This is a genomic window from Aliivibrio sp. 1S175, assembly GCF_001690985.1.
In the GTDB taxonomy this organism is placed as follows: Bacteria; Pseudomonadota; Gammaproteobacteria; order Enterobacterales; family Vibrionaceae; genus Aliivibrio.
On the sequence record NZ_MAJS01000022.1, the window covers coordinates 1 to 21,914 of the forward strand.

At 38.6% G+C, this 21,914-nt stretch carries 15 protein-coding genes; 12 read left to right on the forward strand and 3 right to left on the reverse strand.

Going from position 1 to position 21,914, the window contains the following annotated elements; genetic code table 11:
• The first annotated feature begins 279 nt into the window (after positions 1–279).
• The 4 genes from mtnN to A6E06_RS09200 all read left to right on the forward strand — a co-directional run bounded on the left by mtnN (position 280) and on the right by A6E06_RS09200 (position 4,147).
• Positions 280–975: a 5'-methylthioadenosine/S-adenosylhomocysteine nucleosidase gene (gene mtnN, locus A6E06_RS09185; protein ID WP_065592158.1), complete on the forward strand. Its 696-nt coding sequence runs from the start codon at positions 280–282 to the stop codon at positions 973–975.
• Between the two features lie 66 nt (positions 976–1,041).
• Positions 1,042–1,995, forward strand: coding sequence for a cobalamin biosynthesis family protein (locus A6E06_RS09190; RefSeq protein WP_065592159.1), 954 nt, complete (start codon positions 1,042–1,044; stop codon positions 1,993–1,995).
• Between the two features lie 43 nt (positions 1,996–2,038).
• Complete coding sequence (locus tag A6E06_RS09195) at positions 2,039–2,650, forward strand: TRIC cation channel family protein (protein ID WP_065640692.1); 612 nt, start codon at positions 2,039–2,041, stop codon at positions 2,648–2,650.
• A 189-nt stretch (positions 2,651–2,839) separates the two neighbouring features.
• Positions 2,840–4,147, forward strand: coding sequence for a peptidoglycan DD-metalloendopeptidase family protein (locus A6E06_RS09200; RefSeq protein ID WP_176713283.1), 1,308 nt, complete (start codon positions 2,840–2,842; stop codon positions 4,145–4,147).
• A gap of 54 nt (positions 4,148–4,201) precedes the next feature.
• Here A6E06_RS09200 and A6E06_RS09205 read toward each other — a convergent pair whose 3' ends face one another.
• The 3 genes from A6E06_RS09205 to erpA form a co-directional block, all read right to left on the reverse strand.
• The gene (locus tag A6E06_RS09205) at positions 4,202–7,297 is read right to left on the reverse strand and encodes an efflux RND transporter permease subunit (protein ID WP_065592162.1); all 3,096 of its coding nucleotides are present in this window, start codon (positions 7,295–7,297) and stop codon (positions 4,202–4,204) included.
• 9 nt (positions 7,298–7,306) lie between these two features.
• Positions 7,307–8,419: an efflux RND transporter periplasmic adaptor subunit gene (locus A6E06_RS09210; RefSeq protein ID WP_065592163.1), complete on the reverse strand. Its 1,113-nt coding sequence runs from the start codon at positions 8,417–8,419 to the stop codon at positions 7,307–7,309.
• 137 nt (positions 8,420–8,556) lie between these two features.
• Positions 8,557–8,898: an iron-sulfur cluster insertion protein ErpA gene (gene erpA / locus A6E06_RS09215; RefSeq protein ID WP_065592164.1), complete on the reverse strand. Its 342-nt coding sequence runs from the start codon at positions 8,896–8,898 to the stop codon at positions 8,557–8,559.
• Between the two features lie 234 nt (positions 8,899–9,132).
• On the opposite strand from erpA, the gene hemL reads away from it, so the two are divergent.
• From hemL to A6E06_RS09255, 8 genes are all read left to right on the forward strand, one after another.
• Entirely contained in the window at positions 9,133–10,428 is a 1,296-nt protein-coding gene (gene hemL / locus A6E06_RS09220) for a glutamate-1-semialdehyde 2,1-aminomutase (protein WP_065592165.1), read from the forward strand.
• A 264-nt stretch (positions 10,429–10,692) separates the two neighbouring features.
• Positions 10,693–11,778 carry an AI-2E family transporter gene (locus tag A6E06_RS09225; protein WP_065592166.1) on the forward strand — a complete coding sequence of 362 codons (1,086 nt, stop codon included), beginning with the start codon at positions 10,693–10,695 and terminating at the stop codon, positions 11,776–11,778.
• A gap of 125 nt (positions 11,779–11,903) precedes the next feature.
• Positions 11,904–12,923 (forward strand): 16S rRNA (guanine(1207)-N(2))-methyltransferase RsmC, encoded by a 1,020-nt coding sequence (gene rsmC, locus A6E06_RS09230; protein ID WP_065592167.1) that lies wholly within the window; start codon positions 11,904–11,906, stop codon positions 12,921–12,923.
• 164 nt (positions 12,924–13,087) lie between these two features.
• Positions 13,088–16,468 carry a response regulator gene (locus A6E06_RS09235; RefSeq protein ID WP_065592168.1) on the forward strand — a complete coding sequence of 1,127 codons (3,381 nt, stop codon included), beginning with the start codon at positions 13,088–13,090 and terminating at the stop codon, positions 16,466–16,468.
• A gap of 611 nt (positions 16,469–17,079) precedes the next feature.
• A complete protein-coding gene (locus A6E06_RS09240; protein ID WP_065592169.1) occupies positions 17,080–18,753 on the forward strand; it encodes an ABC transporter substrate-binding protein in 1,674 nt (557 codons plus the stop codon).
• A 148-nt stretch (positions 18,754–18,901) separates the two neighbouring features.
• Positions 18,902–19,888 (forward strand): ABC transporter permease, encoded by a 987-nt coding sequence (locus A6E06_RS09245; RefSeq protein ID WP_065592170.1) that lies wholly within the window; start codon positions 18,902–18,904, stop codon positions 19,886–19,888.
• Between the two features lie 2 nt (positions 19,889–19,890).
• Positions 19,891–20,916, forward strand: coding sequence for an ABC transporter permease (locus A6E06_RS09250; RefSeq protein ID WP_065592171.1), 1,026 nt, complete (start codon positions 19,891–19,893; stop codon positions 20,914–20,916).
• Position 20,917: 1 nt separating this feature from the next.
• Positions 20,918–21,901 carry an ABC transporter ATP-binding protein gene (locus tag A6E06_RS09255; RefSeq protein ID WP_065592172.1) on the forward strand — a complete coding sequence of 328 codons (984 nt, stop codon included), beginning with the start codon at positions 20,918–20,920 and terminating at the stop codon, positions 21,899–21,901.
• Positions 21,902–21,914 lie beyond the last annotated feature (13 nt).

Sequence of the window (21,914 nt, forward strand, 5' to 3'; positions counted from 1 at the left end):
AGATTAATAGGTTTCAAATTTTTAAAGAGCAAACTAACAGTAAAACCGTGATTCGCATCACTCGCTTCGTGTCAGTGGATGCGCAGTATAGGCAAATCAGATTTTCGTGCAAGCATTTTTATTAAAAAAAATACCGTTCGAACAATAAGCGAACAACAAGGTCAATTATCGACCTTTCAATCGCCCTTTATCGCTAAATTCGTACATTACTCTTATCTCCTCACTCTTTAATAGCTATGTTACAATCACCTTCTATTCTACTTTTATCGAGATATACAAATGAAAATCGGCATTATTGGTGCAATGGAACAAGAAGTTGCCATCCTTAAAGAAAAAATTGAAGGATTAACAACAACAATAAAAGCAGGTTGTACTTTTCATACAGGTACACTTTCAGGAACTGATGTTGTTTTATTGCAATCAGGCATTGGTAAAGTTGCAGCTGCAGTAGGTACAACTCTACTTATTTCTGATCATAATGTAGATCTTGTTCTTAATACTGGTTCTGCTGGTGGTTTCGATTCATCATTAAACCTAGGCGATGTAGTTATTTCAACTGAAGTTCGCCATCACGATGCAGACGTTACTGCGTTTGGTTACGAAATAGGTCAAATGGCACAACAACCAGCCGCTTTTAAAGCTGATGAAAAATTAATGTCTGTAGCAGAGCAAGCATTAACGCAAATGAAAGATAAACATGCTGTTCGTGGTTTAATTTGTACGGGTGATGCTTTTGTATGTACGCCTGAACGTCAAGAATTTATCCGAACTAACTTCCCTTCAGTTATTGCTGTAGAAATGGAAGCCTCTGCTATTGCTCAAACTTGCCACCAATTTGATGTTCCATTTGTTGTTGTTCGTGCAATTTCTGACGTAGCAGATAAAGAGTCACCAATGACTTTTGATGAATTCCTGCCTCTTGCAGCACAAAGTTCATCAGAAATGGTGATTAATATGGTTGCTCTATTGAAATAATTTCACCTTTATTAAGCTAACTTATTTGGGTTGGCTTAATACTCTGACTATTAGTTAACTATATTCATGTTTGATAAATTTTCTTTATTGATAGCTGATTACTCCCTATTAGTTTTATGGGGGGCTTTATTATTCCATTTAGTTTTACCAATACCTGTCCATGCTCACCCAATGGCTATTTGGCGTAAATTCGCAAAATTGCTAGCTAAAAAAGTCAATACCACTAGCTCCTATCAACAACGTTTGATTTCGGGTTCACTTGCGTGGGCGCTAATGATAACCCCTGCCATTATTATTTATATTGCTGCATTACCTCTCATCTGGAATCTGCCATTATTTAATCTAGGATTACTTTTAATTTCCTTGGAATGGCGAGGTGTCGAAAAACTTTGTAAAAATACGATACAAGCAATCAACCAAGAAGACAAAAAAGAAGCAAAAACGATTTTAATGCCTTGGTTAAATAGAGATGTTGAACCGCTTTCCCTTTTAGGCTTAGGTAAAGCAAGCGCAGAGACAATGGTTTTAGGTTATGCACGAACCGTAATTGGCGTGCTGTTCTGGTATGGTATTGCTGGAGGGATCGGGGCTTTTATTTATCGTTTATCTTTAGAATTAGCTCGTGCTTGGTCACCGTCAAGAGATACATTTAGGCCATTTGGCATTCCTGCATTAACCGTTCAATCCACTCTAGATTTCATTCCTTTAAAACTGTTTAGCTTTTTATGTCTTTTAGGAAAACACGCCCAAACAATACTTCAAACGATTAAACAGCAAGGAAAAAGCTGGCCAAATAAAAATAATGCTTGGCTACTTATCATTATTGGCAAAAAATTTGAGCTTTCTATGGGCGGTCCTGTTATTTATCAGGGCAAGAAAATCAGTAGGCCAAAAATTGGAGGGCGAATCGCACCTTCGGCGATTCATTTAGCACAAATACATCGTTTTTTAAGTTGGAGAATAGCTATCTGGCTAATTCTTCAAAGTACTCTAATGGTTATAATCAAACATGGTTTATAACTGTACTCTCAACAACATCATGCAGTAAGTCATAGAGGACAAGATGTTAATCTATATAATTGATATGTTCGGCACCGCCATCTTTGCTATTTCGGGAGTGTTATTAGCAGGAAGGTTAAAAATGGCCCCCTTTGGCGTCACGGTACTTGCGAGCGTTACCGCCATCGGTGGTGGTACAATTCGAGATATGGCACTTGGTGCTACCCCTGTTTTCTGGATTACTGATACAAACTATTTATTAGTCATTTTTATTACCTGCATTTTAACCATGTTAATCATCAGAAAACCTAAACGCCTTCCTTGGTATGTTCTCCCTGTTTCTGATGCTATTGGATTAGCGGTCTTTGTAGGGATCGGTGTAGAAAAAGCCTTGAGCTATAATGCAGATCCTATGGTGGCAGTGATTATGGGAGTAATTACAGGTTGTGGCGGTGGGATAATTCGAGATGTACTTGCTCGAGAAGTCCCAATGGTATTAAGAAGTGAAGTGTATGCGACTGCTTGTATTTTAGGAGGCATAGTTCATACCTCTGCACTCGAGTTTAATATCCAAAGTTCAACAGCGATGCTTATGGGAGTAGCTGCCACACTCATAATTCGTTTAGCTGCAATTCGTTGGCATTTATCCTTACCAACATTTGCATTAAATAAATAAGACTCAGACAGGCAGTAAAACCAACTGCCTGTTGAGTAATTTAATATTAGGATTGTTGTTTTATTGAACTTTTATGATAAAAAAGGTGACCAAGGTTTAACTATAACCCCGTGTCATAGTAGTTAACTAAAAAACAAGCTAAACTTCTATGTCGTTATTTACATTCAAAATTTACTACCTAATCGAATGATATTATCTAAATTAACTCGCATTCCTGTAATCCATCGCATTCTTATTGGTATTTGTAGTGCTGGTATAGCGGCAACAATCGCTACAATACCCGACTCTGTTGCACCCGACTCTGGGTTTTACAAACTATCAATTGGCCAAAGCTACCCTATCGAGATCGGCAAAGAATCTCTTGTTACCCATGAACTAACTGAAAAAAACAAACAACTTTCGTGGGAAACCTATACGGTTAAGCCGGGTGAAAGTGCATCAGTCTTATTTAGTCGAGCAGGTCTAACCGCTCGACAACTTTACAATTTGACGAGCAGCGATAAAGAAATAGAGACACAATTAACCCGCCTCCGTCCAGGAGATAAATTAAAGTTTGGTTTTAATCAAGATCAAGAAATCATTCAACTTATTCGACCTATCAACAAATTTGAAACCTACCATATTAGTAAAGTAGGCGATAATTATCTTGGTCTGTTTGAAAAACAAGAAATAGAAACTCAACTGAATTATACCAAAGCAACCATTACGTCTAACTTTTGGAATGCTTCTATTGGTGCTGGCTTAAACGCCAATCAAATAATGGAGCTAGCTGGCATTTTTGGTTGGGATATCGACTTTGCGTTAGATATCCGAGAAGGCGATAACTTCAAAGTGCTTTATGAAGAAAAGTACATCGAAGGCGAATACGCGGGTAAAGGAAATATCATTGCTGCATCATTTACCAATCGAGGTGATACTTTTACTGCCATTCGTAATGATAAAAACGGCAATTTCTATGAACCAAATGGCCGAGCAATGAAAAAAGCCTTTTTACGTTCACCAATTAATTTCCGTTATGTAAGCTCTAACTTTAACCCTCGTCGCTTGCACCCTGTAACTGGCCAAAGAAAAGCCCATAGAGGAACAGATTATGTAGCTCCTGTTGGCACTCCTATTTGGGCGGCAGGTGATGGTGTTGTCGATAAAGCCGGCTATAACCAATTTAATGGTAACTACGTATTTATTCGCCACAGTAATACTTATATTACGAAGTACCTACACATGACTAAACGTTATGTCAAAACAGGTCAACGAGTAAAACAAGGCGATACTGTTGGTACCCTTGGTGGAACAGGCCGAGTGACAGGCCCTCACTTACATTATGAATTTTTAGTAAACGGTGTTCATAAAGATGCCAGAACCGTCTCTTTACCTCAATCGAAATCATTAACTGGTAACGATAAAAAAGAGTTTGAAGTTGTGGCTAAAGAACGCTTAAAACAATTAGAACAATACAGCGAATTTATTGTAGGTAACCACCCTGTACTTACTCACTAAACAATAAATCATCATAATGCCCTAATGAATACAATATTCGTTAGGGCATATTTTTTAGTGGCTTCTTTTTATATCTTTATCTCTTCCAAGCATTAATAGGCACGGCGTTAGTACCAAAGTTAATACCGTAGCAAATGCTAATCCTCCGGCAACAGCGGTTGCTAATTGAGACCACCACTGCGTACTCGGTGCTCCAAACTCAACTTTTTGATTAACTAAATCAATATTCATTTCAAGCACCATGGGCATTAAACCTAGAATCGTCGTTACTGTTGTGAGTAGTACAGGTCTTAAACGTTGGATCCCTGTACGTAATATGGCATCTACTTTTTCAACGCCTTCTTTACGCAAGGTATTATAAGTATCAATAAGAACTATATTATTATTAACAACGATCCCCGCTAAAGATATAACCCCGATTCCTGACATAATGATGCCAAAAGGACGTTGGAATATTAGTAAACCAGCAAACACCCCAACCGTAGAAAATAAAACGGCGCTTAAAATCAGAAACGCTTGATAAAAACTATTGAATTGAGTCACTAGGATTATCGCCATTACAGCTAACGCAACGATAAAGGCATTCTGAAGAAATGCAGCTGAATTGTTTTGCTCTTCATTCTGTCCCCTTAATTTAAACTCAACACCTTCAGGTAAACCTAAAGCAACAAGAGCTAATTCAATTTTAGGTAACTCAATACTTAGATTATACCCCTCACTCATATCGGCTTTAACCGTTAAGATTCTATGCCCATCAATACGATGAATTGTATCTTGCTTATGAGTAGGAATAACTCGAGCAAAATTAGTAATAGGCACTAATCCCAATACCGTTTTTACTCTTAATTCATCAAAGCGCCCAATATCTCGATGCTCTTCAGGAAAACGAACTAAAATATCAACCTGCTCATTATTATCATCTGGTAAATAGTCTCCTATCTTCAGACCATTAGTAACAAATTGAACCGTATTACCGACAAGAGTCGCATCTGCCCCAAAACGAGCGGCATCATCTCTGCGAATATCAATTTTCCAATCAATGCCTTGTTTGTTTGAGGTATCACTGACATTAGTAAAAGCAGCATCACCATCAATCCAAGACCTTACTTTTTTTACTGATTGGTTCAAGTCATCTCCGTTACGGGCACTAAGCTCTATCACTAAATCATGCTCACTTGGGGGGCCTGCATTTGGTGTACTGAACTCTAATTCAATTCCCGCAATATCCTTTGTCTGTATTCTTAAATCTTCGATAATCTCTTTTACTGGTCGACGGTATTGCCAATCTACAGGTGTGATCTGTATTTGCCCAATCTCATCATCTCCACCCGTTCGAGTATAAACACTATCTAGCTCTTCCATTCCTAAAATATGATCCTGAACTTCAACCATTAGCTTATCTTTTTCATTAATAGAAAGATCACCATGAGACCGTACTTTTACAGTTAAAAACGGGGGATCAACGTCGGGGAAGAAAACAACACCTAAACCTGCTTTAGCATAAGTAAATCCAATACCAATCGAGAATATAATAGCGAGAAATAAGATCTTAAACGGGTGCTTTAACGCAATAGATAGCGTATTAAAGTAAAGCTTAGTGATCCCTTCAGCCTGACTATAATCACCTTGGCTCAAAGCGTATAGTTTCTCTTTTTTCTTAGGTAGTATTTGCTGAGGTTTCCCACATAAACTTCCCAATACAGGAACAAATAACAGCGCCATAAACAAGGAGGCGCTTAATGTCGCAATAAGCGTAAGTGGCAGGTATTTCATGAATTCGCCAGTGATATCTGGCCAAAATAATAAGGGAGCAAAAGCGGCTAATGTTGTCGCGGTAGATGCGGTAATTGGCCACGCCATTCGTTGAGCAGCTTCTCGATAGGCTTCTACTTTATCTGCCCCTTCTTGCATTCTTCTATCTGCATATTCGGTAACAACAATAGCGCCATCAACCAACATTCCAACGGCCATTATGAGAGAGAACAACACCACAATATTGATGGTCAAGCCAAATAAAGCCAACACTAACAACCCTGTTAAAAAAGAACCTGGGATAGATATTCCTACTAATAAGGCTGTTCTTGCACCCAAAATAGCAATGATAACAATCACAACTAATAAGATGGCTGAAAGAATATTATTTTGCAGATCATTAAGCATTATCTTAACGTCTTTTGATTCATCCCATGTGTACTTAACTAATAGATTGTTTGGCCAGTAATCTAATTCTTGAGCTCCAGCTAAAACGGCTTTTACTATCTCAACCGTCTCTATAATATTTTCACCCGAGCGTTTTTTAATATCGAGAACAATCGCCTTTTCGCCATTTAAACGCGCATAACTATTTGGGTCTCGAAACGCTTTACGAACTGTCGCAATATCTCCAAATGTGACGACTTGTTTGCCATCAACTTTAATTGGTAATTCTAAAACGTCTTTTAGTGAATCAAATACTGAAGGCACTTTTACAGAAAAACGACCATAACCAGTATCAACAAACCCAGCCGCAACCACTCGATTATTTAATGCGATGAGATTATAAATTGCAGCTTGATCTAAACCGTAGCTTTCAAGTAAAAGTGGATCGACAATAATTTCAACAACATCCTCTCGATCACCAGCAATATCCACTTCTAAAATTTGTTTATAGCTTTCTAATTTATCTCGTAATTGACGAGCAATTTTAACCGTAGTTCTTTCTGGTACCGTTCCGTATAACACCACAGAAAGAACCGCTTGCTCGGCAGCTAAAGTAACTTCATTTATCGTTGGTTCATCACTTTCTTCAGGTAAATCTGGCTTTACCAAATCAACCGCATCTCTTACATCAGTTAATGCCTTATCTAAATCCGTCCCTACGTTAAATTCCAAAGTTACCGAACCATGCCCTTCACCAGCCACAGCCGTCATTTCTTTAATACCTTCAATAGAGCGTAATTCTTGCTCCATAGGACGGACGAGTAAACGCTCTGAATCTTCAGGTGAAATCCCCTGATGGCTCATGGACACGTAAATAATAGGAATAGTAATGTCGGGATTCGATTCTTTTGGAATGACAATATACGTCGAGATACCAGCAATAAGCAGTAATACCAATAGCATTAGCATGGTTCGAGAGCGACTTAATGCTGCATTAATAATAGCTAACATATGACTTCCCTATTTTCGTTGAGCGTGAATAAAATCACCATCACGGACAAATCCTTGTCCAACCGTAATCATATCAACTTCATCACCAAGGCCGGTTAGCCAAATACCATCATCTTCTGCTTTGACTAATTGAATAGGAATAAACTTAACACGTAGATCGCTCTCTGAATTACCTTCACTTTGAATCACTGTTTTTACACCTAAATCCCCACCTTCATTCAATGCGAGCATTGCAGGAGAGACTTTTATCGCCGGTTGGAGCGCAAGATTAATAACAACTTCAGCGCTCATTCCAGCAAAGATTTGAGCGCCTATATTAGGAATTTCTATTTCAACAGCGAATGTATTTGTTGATGAAGAGGAAACCCTTGATATATATCGAACATCCCCTTCTATAAACGTATCATTAATAAAAATAACTTCGGCTTTTTGATCTTTCACTAATTGTTCAATATGCCTTTCACTGACATTGACTTCAATAACGAGAGGATCTAACACAACAACTTTTGCAACAGGATCACCACGACTAACAAAATCACCGACCTCCACAAAAAGATGCTCAACAACACCATCAAATGGTGCCGTAATTGTGGTGTTTTTTAGAATCAGTTCCGCATTTCTAACTCTCGCTTTGGCTTCCGCTAAAGACGCTTGAGCTTTACTAAAAGCGACATCTCCCTGTAAACCTTTACGACGAAGTTGTTTCGCTGCATTAAATTCTTTTAAACGAACCGAGTAAATTGCTTTTACTTGGCTTAGTTGTAAATCCAGATCGGCCATATCAAGGTGAGCAATAGGTTGATCTTTTTTGACTCGCTCCCCTTTTCTTACTAGAAAACTTTCAATTTGAGCAGCAACTTGAGCGCCTAAAATCGTTTTACGATCAGGAGCAGTTCTACCATAAAGAGAAATTGTTTTGTGAGTGGGTATTGATTGAAAACGCTCAACAATAACGTTAGCCAAAGGGACATTAAGTATTGGGTTCGCTTGTTTTATTTCGGAATTTTCAGCGTGAGAAGGCCCACTCATTATCCACAGAAATAAGCTTAGAAATAAAAAAACTGAGATTATCCATGGTCGATGGACAAGATAGGAAAAAAAAGCAGGTGTGTATTTACCCATAGCAACAATCCTTAGTGCTTTAGAGGTAGATAAACAGTAATACATCCTAATTTACTGTGAAACTAATAAACCTTATACATAAATTAAATAAAAAAAGGGAAGTGAGAAACGCTTCACTTACCCTTTAATATCAGTGATTAAACACTGAATGACGCCCCACAACCACACGTAGTCGTTGCATTAGGGTTATTGATAAAGAAACGAGAACCTTCTAGGCCTTCCATATAATCTACAACACCACCAATTAGGTATTGTAGACTCATTGGGTCAACTACCAATGTAACGCCATCATTTACAAGCGTCATATCGCCTTCGTTTACGTCTTCATCAAAAGTAAATCCGTATTGGAAACCGCTACAACCACCACCTGTAATATAAACACGTAGTTTTAGATTTGGATTTTCTTCTTCTGCTATTAACGTTTTTACTTTTGCTGCTGCAACATCAGAAAACGTTAACGGCACAGATACATCACTCATTTAAACCTCTCAAGATTGGTTTCCAATTCTATTTTAATTCTGATTATCTAATACCTGACTGTTTCATTCAAGTATTCAATACTTCCATCGTACTAAACAACGCCAATCATCTCTCATTCAGCACGATTATTTACTTATTAGATGGGGATTAATACGATCAACTCAAGCATTCTGATTCAATTTAGGTACAATAACTGCCAACTGGTCCAATTGATTACTATGAGGATATAAGTAATGACCAAATCAGCAGAACTATTTGCAAAAGCGCAAGAGAAAATCCCTGGTGGCGTAAACTCACCTGTCCGTGCTTTTGCTGGCGTTGGTGGCTCACCAATTTTCATTGAGCGTGCCGATGGCCCATTAATTTTTGATGCCGATGGCAAAGCTTATATTGACTATGTTGGCTCTTGGGGCCCTATGATCCTTGGTCATAATCACGCAGCTATTCGTGAAGCCGTAATATCTGCTGCACAACGTGGCTTAAGTTTCGGTGCTCCAACAGAGACTGAAATTAACATGGCTGAACTTGTTTCTGAATTAGTACCATCGATGGAACAAATTCGCATGGTGAGTTCTGGCACAGAAGCAACCATGAGCGCAATTCGTCTTGCTCGTGGTTATACTGGTCGTGACAAGATCATGAAATTTGAAGGTTGTTACCACGGCCATGCCGACAGCTTACTAGTAAAAGCGGGATCTGGTGCATTAACACTTGGACAACCTAGTTCCCCTGGTGTTCCTGCTGATTTTGCCAAATACACACTAACAGCAACGTTTAATAACTTAGCGTCTGTTCGTGAACTATTTGCAGCGAATAAAGGTGAGATCGCTTGTATTATCGTTGAGCCTGTTGCTGGCAACATGAATTGCATTCCACCAGTAGAAGGTTTCCATGAAGGTCTTCGTGAAATCTGTGATGCTGAAGGCGCTCTATTAATTTTTGACGAAGTAATGACCGGTTTCCGTGTTGCTGAGAATTGTGCTCAAGGCTATTACAACATTAAACCAGACCTAACTTGCTTAGGTAAAGTTATCGGTGGCGGAATGCCTGTTGGTGCTTTTGGTGGCCGTAAAGATGTAATGCAATACATAGCACCGACTGGCCCTGTATATCAAGCAGGCACATTGTCTGGCAACCCAGTAGCCATGGCAGCAGGCTTCGCTTGTTTGAAAGTTCTTACTGAAGAAGGCAATGAAAAACGCCTTGCCACAACAACAAAACAATTAGCTTTAGGTTTTAAAGAACTTGCAAATAAACATGGTATACCAATGGTTGTGAATTACGTTGGTGGCATGTTTGGTTTCTTCTTTACTGATCAAGAAACAGTAACAACCTACGAAGACGTAACTAAATGCGACATCGAAAAATTCAAGCGTTTTTTCAACCTAATGTTAAAACACGGTGTTTACCTTGCTCCTTCAGCATTTGAAGCTGGCTTTACTTCTTTAGCTCATGGGCCAAAAGAGATTTCAGCGACACTAGAAGCCGCTGAACGTTGTTTTGCTACAATGGCTTCAGAAGCGAAATAAATCTAGAACGATGTAAATTAATGAATGGTCGACTCTGTATTGAGACGGCCATTTTTATTGCCAGAAATAAACCACCATTATTATTAATCCAATAATAATCACAGGAACGATTGGTGCTTTTCTTTTTTTATTACTACTGCATGTTTCTTTCTCACAACAGCCCATTACTACTCTCCATTATTCTTGCTAAGCTAACCAAGTACCTATATAACTTAACTAACTGTCATTATTTATAAATAGCTAACCGCATCATAAGGGAATAATGTGTCTCATTTCAATAAACTAAATTCTAGCCATTGGGTTTTAATTGCTGCTTTACTTGCCGCGGGTTATGCGTGTTTTCTATTAATTCAGCCTTATTTAAACCCTATTATACTCGCCTTTATTATGTCTCTTTTATTTGCACCTTTGCATAATAAAATCAGCGAAAAACTGCCAAATAGCCCAAATAGTGCCGCTATTTTGTCTTGTACTGCACTGACCTTTATTATTGCTATTCCCTTGTTCTTTGTCTTTGTCGCTATTGTGCAACAAGGAGCAACTTTCTCTAAAGACGCTTATCATTGGGTTACAGAAGGTGGGATTCAGGCTTTATTTGAACACCCTATTGTCGCTCAAATATTAGCGTTTATTAATAAGCATCTTCCTTTTGATGCTATTGACCCAGCTGAAATCACTCAGAAAGTTGCTCAATTAGCCTCTCAAGTTGGAACTAAAGTTGTTGGCATCAGTGCTCAAATATTAGGTGATGTTACAAATGTACTAATGAATTTCTTCTTAATGCTGTTTGTTCTTTTCTTCTTATTACGAGACCAAGACAAAATCATCTCTGCGTTTAGGCATGTATTACCTCTTTCAAGAAGCCAAGAAGATCGCTTACTGACTGAAATTGAAGAAGTATCAAAATCTGCAATTCTTGGATCTTTCTTGACCGCTATCGCTCAAGGTTTAGCCGGTGGTTTTGCTATGTGGTTGGCTGGTTTCCCTGGCTTATTTTGGGGAACAATGATGGGGTTTGCTTCCTTCATTCCTGTCGTTGGCACCGCTCTTATTTGGGTACCAGCAACGATTTACCTACTTTTAACGAATCAGTGGGAATGGGCTATTTTCTTAACGGCTTGGGGAGTATTGGTTGTAGGATCGATTGATAACATCGTGCGACCATTATTAATGCAAGGTAATTCAGGAATGAATACGTTACTTATTTTCTTCTCTTTATTGGGCGGCATTCATTTATACGGCTTAATTGGTTTAATTTATGGACCTATTATTTTCGCTCTGACTTTAGTTCTTTTTAATATGTATGAGACTGAATTTAAAACATTTTTAGATCAACAAGATAAGAATTAATACCTTAACCCCTATCACATAGAGGCTGTATTTCGTTACTCACGTAAACAGCCTCTTACTTTTCTTTTCCTTACCCTTTCTTTGTGGGACAATCTCGCCAGTTTTTGTATTCTTTCGAGGCCATTATGTCTTACTCTGCTCCAAGTCAAATCACTCAGCGTCAACTTGCTTATTTTGAAGGTAAGCATGTTCTTATTGCCGGAGAGCTCATTGATGATTTTCCTCTTGAGCTAGATAAACACTGTGCTTCTACATCTATCTTCACGACTAACTATGCCTATTACAAACAATTTGCTAAGCACGATGCTATCAAGTGTTATTTTGGTGCAGAGTTAGTCGAAGACACCACTGCTGATATGATTTTACTTTATTGGCCAAAGGCAAAAGCAGAAGCTGAGTACTTACTAACAATGCTATTAGCAAAGTTAGGTAAAAATACTGAAATCGTCGTAGTGGGTGAAAACAGAAGTGGCGTTAAAAGTATTGAAAAGATGTTTTCAGATTTAGGACCTATGACTAAATTTGATTCAGCTCGTCGATGCAGTTTTTATTGGGGACAATGTACAGAAAATGTTCCTACTTTTGATCTGCAAGAATGGTTTAAAGAATATCAGGTTCAATTTGAAAGCCACACGATAGAAGTAAGAAGTTTACCTGGCGTATTTAGCCATGGTGAATTTGATAAAGGTTCTGAATTATTACTGCAAACATTACCCAACTTGCGCGGCCATGTTTTAGATTTTGGTTGTGGCGCAGGGGTTTTAGGATCAGTAATGAAAACGTTGAATCCTAAAATTCATTTAGACATGGTTGATATCAGCGCCCTTGCCATTGCCTCCTCTATTGAAACATTAAAAGCAAATGGCTTAGAAGGGAATGTATTTGCCAGTGATGTATATTCGAATACAAAAGAGAACTATCAATTTATTGTAAGTAATCCACCGTTTCATGCCGGATTAAAAACTCATTATTCTTCAACCGAAGAATTACTTGAAAAAGCACCACACAACCTAACTCATCAAGGCCAACTTATTTTAGTCGCAAATAGTTTTTTACAATATCCACCAATTATTGAAAAAGCGTTTGGACATTGCAATACTTTAGCTAAGAATAATAAATTCAAAATCTATTCAGCTCATAAATAATTATTGCCTACCGCCGCACTTTAACGCTCTGCTGCTTGATTTTTAACGTAATTTACGTATAAGAGGCAGCAGAGTTTTTCGTTAAAATCCACTAAATCACGCTCACTGATACGTTAATTGTGTCAATTTTACTGAATGGATAACAGTGTAGGTCAGGCCATAAAATGGAAAAGAAACAACACTTTAAACGTCTTCAAAATACATTAATGCTTGCATTCCTAGTATTAAGTATCACACCACTTTCGATCATCGCTATTTTTTTCCTTCAATCTCATAGCCAAGATCTTGCAACCCAAAGCACCGCTCACCTTGTCTCATTACGGGACAACAAAGAACAACAAGTGAGTAACTACTTTAAAGCTAGAGAATCTGAAGTTTTAGGTTTTGCACGCTCAGAACTAGCCAATGCGAGTGGGGGCCGTTTTTATGGTTTAATTAGTGCGTTCTCTCATTTAGGTACCTCTATCGACAATGCAAGAGAAAACGCTCAATTAAGATATATAGAAGGTTCTGGAGATAAAATTCGTACTAGTATTTTACCTGAATCAGATTCCTATATTGGTAGTGAACGCTATCGTCTCCTACATAAACGCTATCATTGGGCGTACCAAGAACTTCTTAAACGCTCTGATTTTACTGACATATTACTTGTTGATATTAATGGTAATGTCGTCTATTCAACGAAGAAAGAAGATAATTACGGAACCAATTTACTTACAGATAAATATAAAGGAACCGCATTAGAGAAAACTTACAGCCAAGTACGAACCATGGTTGAGGACTCTAAAAATAAAGACAATATACCCGTTATATTTTCAGATTTCTCTTATGTAAATGGCGAAAGCATTTCATGGTTTGCAGCACCTATTGTGCAGCAAGGTTATTTACATAGTTTTGTGTTATTCAAATTACCAAACACAGGGTTAACAAACCTGTTAGGTAATATTAAAGGCAATACATCAACGAAAACCTATTTTGTTGGGGAGGATTCTTATTCCCGTATTGATAGCAGCGACACAAGTAAAAATTTATCTAAAAATATGGCGGCCGCATTATCTGGTAAAAAAGATGTCGGCAGTTTTATAGATAAAAATGGCCAAAAAGTTCTGGCCGCTTTCACTGCAATTAATATTGATAAACACACATGGGGTTTATCAATTGAATTACCTGAAAAAGAAGCCTTCGCTCGAATTCAGCAATTGGAACAAATATTTATTATCGCAATGATTATAGCCATAATCAGTGTTGTAATAGCCTCTCATTTCTTGTCCAACTCCATTACAGCCCCGTTATTAAGGCTAACATGGGCAGCAGAACGAGTGTCGGCTGGCGATCTTGACCAAGATATGTTCAGTACTGATAGAAAAGATGAAATAGGCCGACTTGCAGTAAGCTTCGCTCGAATGCAGCGATCTATAAGAGAAAAGATCCAATTAATTAAAGCTCAAAATGAAGAACTAGAAGCCAATATAACGATTATCCAAAATAAGAATAATGAGTTAGAAGCTGCCGATAAGTTAAAAGATGAATTTTTAGCAACGACCTCTCACGAACTACGAACTCCATTACATGGCATGGTTGGAATCGCAGAGGCGCTTTATACCGGTGCTAATGGACCAATATCTGCATCTCATCGACACCAATTAGAGATCATAATTAACAGCGGTCAACGATTAACACATCTTGTTAATGATTTATTGGATTATCATAAAATGCGTCATGGTAATTTAGATATTAGCCGTCATGTTGCAGATCTTTCATCTGCAACAAGCTTAGTACTAGAACTCTCCCAACATTTACTTGGTAATAAGCCAATTCGTATTATCAATCAAGTAGACAAATCATTGCCTTCTGTTTATGCCGATGAACAACGGCTTGAGCAGGTTCTATATAACTTGATTGGTAATGCTATTAAATACACATCAGAAGGTAAAATTGTTATATCGGCAAGTGCTGTCGACCAATTTTTGCGAGTTCAAGTCGTAGATACAGGACATGGGATCCCTGCTGATGAATTAGAACATATTTTTGAACCATTAATTCAAGCGGGACATGATTCTAATCGTTATCGTCAAGGATCTGGGCTTGGCCTATCCATTAGTCGCCAGCTGATTGAACTCATGGGTGGTTCTTTGTATGTAAGCAGTCAACCGATGGTTGGCGCTACCTTCAGTTTTACTATACCTTTAGCAACTAAAGAGCAGATACAAGAACATAAACAATTATCTAAAGAAGACATCATCCATTATCAAACCCCTGAAATTTTAGAATATGATTTAGATGAATTAACGGAGAAGTTTCCAGAAAACCCAGATGGCGCTTTGTTATTAGTTGCTGATGATGAACCGGTAAACCTTCAAGTCTTAAGTAGTTTCTTAAGACTTGAAGGTTATCGAGTTAAAACAGCAAGTGATGGCCCTGAAACATTGAAAGTATTACAAGAAGAAAAACCAGAGTTACTACTTCTTGATGTAATGATGCCTGGAATGAGTGGCTATGAAGTATGCCAATCACTTAGACAACAATATAATCATTCTCAACTGCCAATAATAATGTTAACTGCATTAAATCAAACTCAGGATCGCATTAGAGGATTTGAATCAGGCGCAAACGACTATTTAAATAAGCCTTTTAATAAACAAGAATTAGCGGCTCGAATTAAAGCTCATCTTCAAGCAAGTCAAGCCGAGGGCGTTCTTAATGAGAATGGACGATTACAGCAAGAAATTCGTCACCGAGAAAAAATTGAAGCTAGCCTGCTAGAAACTCAAGCTCATATTTTAGAACAATTAAATAATGCTCATGAAGCGATTATCTGTGCAAAAAATGATGGATATATCCAATATGTAAATCAATCTGCTGCTAAGTTATTTCAACGAACCGAAGAGCAACTGTCTCGCTATACGATAGATGAACTTATTGCAAAAAGAAGCTTAATTGAAAACAAACATAATTATAGGGGCAACATTGATGTATACATTGATGGAAATATCGAGCAGATAAATGCTGATCTTCTACACCTACCAGCGGAGTCTGGTCTCTCATTAATGCTTATTGTTAGTCATACACATGAAGCGAGCGAACAACGTATACATGATTTAGAGCATGCTGTAGAAGCGCTCTCTGCCTTCGCTTTTGACGGTGATAAACAGAAATTAGATTCCTTATCATCAGTGGGAGGAGACATTGCTTTATTAGCCCATAAAGCCAATGAAAATAAAGAAGATAAAGGTGTCATTATGAGAGAGCTAATCGTGGATGGCATGACATCTGGATTAATATACTGGGAAGAAGGTACAGGGCAAACAAAATATACCCTTGCTGAGGAAAGTGGGTTATGGCGAGTTTATTTAGATAGAAGTACCTTACAAACTCGTACTCTCGATAAATACCTACGAGTTGAAACTCTACCTAAAACCCCAAGATGGCGAACGGTCATTAGTACTTTAGAGTACATACTTGACCATTGCGAAAAATATAACCCTCAACGAGATAAACTAATTCGAATAAAAGACAAACTACAAATACTCATTTCATCAAATTAGACACCTCATACTCGACTAAAAAAACCACTTTTATTGTGGTTTTTTTTTATCTGCAAAATTTCACGAAGAAAAATAAGATCAATGTAATGATTAAAACACTCGCTAACTTGATGCGGAAAATTAATAGATGACGCCATCATATTACTTTTATCATCATAATGAGAAGCGACTCACAACAAATCTAAAGCGATAATTTTAGCAAAAAAATTAACGACATAGATCACTAGTGATGATTATCACCTTATATAAAAAACGAAGATAAACCTTTTTAAAAAAAGGCTCAAATGGTAAGTAATCACTAACATTGCATTATGCAGCATTGCGTAAATAAGACCAACGTCACACTCGACGTATCGAATAAAAAATAAGCACAACAATCGAAAGTGACGTTTTTAACGTTAAAAAATACAGTTTTGCCGTTTTTGACGGTAATCGAAATTGACGTTTTAAGCAGAAAGCGTTTTCCTATACATGCCCAAGGCCTACAGACCACTCAACACCCATTTAGGATGTTCTGGAAAAATTGGATTTGAGGTAGGCCTTTAATGTGTATTTAGCACATTGTTAAATACGTATAATCGTGAAACTAAAGCAAAGAGTAAGGAACAGCTATGCTTGCCAATATTAAAAAAACTACATTAGCTGCTGCAGTATTAGCAGCAACAACTGGTTTTGCTGCTACAGACGCAGCAGCTCGCAGTGAGCTAACAATAGTACCTGATTTCTACCCTACAATGATTCAAAACTTCAACCCATACCTTGCAACTAATCTTCGTACAACAACTGATTTTGTATACGAACCTTTAGTTATCTTTAATGAGATGCATGGTAACAAGCCTGTAATGCGTCTTGCTGAAGATTTCCGCATGTCAGACGACCTAATGAGTGTTACTTTTGACATTCGTAAAGGCGTGAAATGGTCTGATGGTGAAAAATTTACTGCTGATGATGTTATCTACTCTTTTCAACTACTTCAGGACAAGCCAGAACTTGACCAACGTGGTATCAATAAGTGGGTTACAAAAGTTGAACGTTTGAATGAATACCAAGTAAAATTCAATTTATCTGAAGCTAACTCAAACGTACCTTATGAAATTTCACTTGTACCAGTCGTTGCTGAACACATTTGGTCAAAAGTTGAAAACCCAACAACGTTTACGAATGAAAACCCAGTTGGTACAGGTCCATTCACTGAAATTGATACGTTTACACCACAACTTTATATTCAGTGTCGTAACCCTAACTACTGGGATAATGACAACCTAGATGTTGACTGTTTACGTGTTCCTCAAATTGCGAACAATGACCAATTACTAGGTAAAATCGTAAACTCTGAATTGGATTGGACTTCATCTTTCATTCCTGATATCGATCGTACTTACGCATCTGCAAGTCCTAACCACCAATACTGGTACCCGCCATCAGGTACACAAGCATTAATGGTTAACTTCAAAAACCCAGATGCAGCTAAAAATGAAGCGCTAACAAACGTTGAGTTCCGTCGCGCAATGGGTATGGCTCTTGATCGCCAAACTATCATTGATATCGCATTCTACGGTGGCGGTACTGTGAATGATTTCGCATCAGGTCTTGGTTATGCATTTGAAGCATGGTCTGACGAAGCGACTCATAATAAGTACAAGAAATTCAATACTTATAATGTTGAAGGCGCTAAGAAACAACTTGCTAAAGCAGGCTTTAAAGATGTGAACGGCGATGGCTATGTTGATACTCCATCAGGTAAATCATTTGAACTTCTAATTCAATCTCCAAACGGTTGGACTGACTTTAACAACACAGTACAACTTGCTGTTGAACAATTAGATGAAGTAGGCATTAAAACAAAAGCTCGTACTCCTGAATTCGCAGTTTATAACCAAGCGATGCTAGAAGGAACATATGACTTAGCCTTCACTAACTACTTCCACGGTGCCGATCCACACCTATACTGGAACAGTGCATACAACTCTGCACTACAAGAAGGTGATGGTATGCCTCGTTTCGCAATGCATTACTTCAAAGATGCGAAACTAGATGCATTACTTGATAGCTTCTACAAAACAGCAGACAAAGAAGAGCAAGTTGAAATCGCTCATGGCATTCAGAAGATCATCGCTGAAAACCAAGTAACACTTCCAATTTTGTCTGGTGCTTACATGTACCAATACAACACACAACGCTTCACTGGTTGGTGGAACGAGAAGAATCCTCAGGGCCGTCCAAACATCTGGGCTGGTATTCCAGAGCGTCTTCTACACGTTCTTGACTTAAAACCTGTTAAGTAATATGTAACAACTTTTGCGGTGCATATCTTGTGCACCGCCTATTCTCCCCCTTCCCTACTAGCTAAAGGATTGGCGCTTGTCGTCAGGGGATTTTACGTCCTGATTTCCAGGTCAGGCAAATAATATCTGGATGAGAAAGGTGTGAGTTATGGGATTTTTTCTAAGACGTTTATCGTTCTATTTTATTGCGTTGGTCGTTGCTGCAACGATTAACTTTATCATTCCGCGAGCAATGCCTGGTGACCCTGTTGTCATGATGTTTGCGAATGCCACAACTCAGGTAACTCCTGAGCGTATCGAAGCCATGAAACAACTGCTTGGTTTTGTTGATGGTCCTCTTTATCAGCAATACTTTATCTACATCAAAAACATTCTAACTTGGGACTTAGGTACATCTATCAAATTCTACCCTCTAAGTGTAAATACACTATTAGGTGGCGCATTTGGTTGGTCTCTTTTCTTAGCGGGTACTGCGGTTATTATCTCATTCTCTTTAGGATCAATCTTAGGTATTTTTGCAGCATGGAAACGCGGCAGTGCTTACGACACATTTATCTCTCCAGGGATGCTCGTTATTCAAGCGGTACCACAAGTGGTTATCGCGATGCTTGCCATGTTTACTTTTGCCGTAGGATTAAAATGGTTCCCTACAGGGTATGCGTATACTCCAGGGGTTATACCTGACTGGACTAGCTGGGTATTCATAAAAGATGTCGCTTACCATGCAATTCTTCCATTAATCTGTGCTTCAGTTGTTCAAATTGGTGGTTTCCTAATCAATATGCGTAACAACATGATTAACCTTTTAGGTGAAGATTACATCACCATGGCAAAAGGAAAGGGATTAAGCGAAAACCGAGTTGTATTTAACTATGCAGCACGTAACGCAATGCTTCCTAGTGTTACCGCTCTATCTATGTCTCTTGGTATGGCCATTGGTGGTCAACTTATCGTTGAAATTATCTTTAACTACCCAGGTCTAGGCTCAGTATTGTTTAATGCAATTACGTCTCGTGACTACCAAGTTCTTCAAGGTCAGCTACTTATCATGACGCTGTTCATGTTGTTCTTTAACCTTCTTGCTGACATGTTATACGTTGTTCTAGACCCTCGCCTACGCAAGGGAGGAAAATAATAATGAAAGGCTTAATTAAACTTCTTTCTGGTAACCCTAAATCACTTTTTGGTTTAGGTATCCTATTCATGTTTATCTTCGTTGCAGTATTTGCTCCATTTTTGAGTGACCACGCACCAGATAAGCGAACAGGTAATCCACATGAATATCCAGGCTTTGTTGTAAATGCTGCTGAAAATAATCCTGATGGATGGGTTTCAGAAAATTTAGCAACTGATCGTCGTTCTTTATTAATGTCTAAAAAAGCAGACCACGTAATGGGAACAACACGCATGGGACGTGATGTTTGGTCTCAACTTGCTCATGGTGCTCGAGTATCACTAGCGGTTGGTTTTAGTGCGGGTTTAGTGGTGTGTTTCTTAGCAACAGTTATAGGTATCTCTGCAGGCTATTTCGGTGGCAAAGTTGATGACATATTAACGGCCGCGATGAACATCATGCTCGTTATTCCTCAGTACCCATTATTGTTCGTACTTGCCGCCTTTATTGGTGAAGCAGGACCTATGACCATTGCCCTCATAATAGGGTGTACATCCTGGGCTTGGGGCGCACGTGTAATTCGATCTCAAACCTTAGCGCTACGTGAAAAAGAATTTGTAAGAGCGGCTGAAGTATTAGGTGAATCATCATGGCGCATCATCTTTGTTGAGATTCTGCCAAACCTTATCTCAATCGTAGGTGCAAGCTTCATTGGTTCGGTAATGTACGCAATCATGATGGAAGCAACGATTTCATTCTTAGGTCTAGGTGACCCAAGTACGATTAGCTGGGGCATCATGCTGTACAACGTACAGACTTCTTCATCTATCTTAATTGGCGCATGGTGGGAACTAATAGCTCCTTGTATGGCATTGACTATTCTAGCTGTCGGTCTTGCAATGCTTAACTTCGCAGTAGATGAAATTGCTAACCCACAACTTCGTTCTCACAAAGGAATGAAACGCTGGAAAAAATTAGCAACTGAAGATACGCATGAACGTAAACCAGATTTAGCTAAACCAGTATTAAATTGGAACAGGGAAGATTGATATGACTGACCCACAAATTTCTATCCGCAATCTATGTGTGGATTACATTACTGAATCAGGTGATGTGCGTGCTGTAAACAATGTGAGTTTTGACATCGGTAAAGGTGAAGTCTTTGGTTTGGCGGGTGAATCAGGATGTGGTAAATCAACCATTGCATTCTCTTTAATGCGCCTGCATAAGCCGCCTGCATTCATCACTGGTGGTGAAGTTATATTTGATGGACAAGACATTTTAAAATACAGCGACCCTCAAATGCAGGCTTTCCGCTGGAGTCAAATGTCCATGGTATTCCAAAGTGCCATGAATGCATTAAACCCTGTACTTCCTATGGAAGAGCAGTTCTGTGATGTGATCATGCGCCACACCACCATGACTCGCGAGCAAGCGATTGTTCGTGCTCAAGGTTTATTAGAAATCGTTGATATTCATCCGAGTCGTTTAAGTGATTACCCTCACCAGTTCTCTGGTGGTATGCGTCAACGCTTGGTTATTGCTATTGCATTGGCGCTAAATCCTAAAATGATCATCATGGATGAACCAACAACCGCACTGGATGTTGTTGTTCAACGTGAAATTTTACAGAAGATTTATGCACTTAAAGAAGAGTTTGGTTTCTCAATTCTCTTCATTACGCACGATTTATCATTAATGGTTGAGTTCTCAGATCGCATAGGGATCATGTACTCCGGTGAATTGATTGAAGTGGCTTCGTCAAAAGAGATCCTTACCTCACCTTACCATCCATATACGAAAGGATTGGGGAGTTCATTCCCACCGTTAACGGGACCAAAAACCAAATTAACAGGTATCCCAGGGAACCCTCTTAATTTATTAGAAATCCCACAAGGTTGTCGCTTCCAGTCTCGTTGTGATCGTGTACACGAAGCATGTCGTACGATTCCTACACAGCTTCGTCAGATTGAGCCTGGTCACTTGTCAAATTGCCACCTTTATGGTGAGACAATTGCACAAGCAAAAGCATAAAACGGATTTTCTG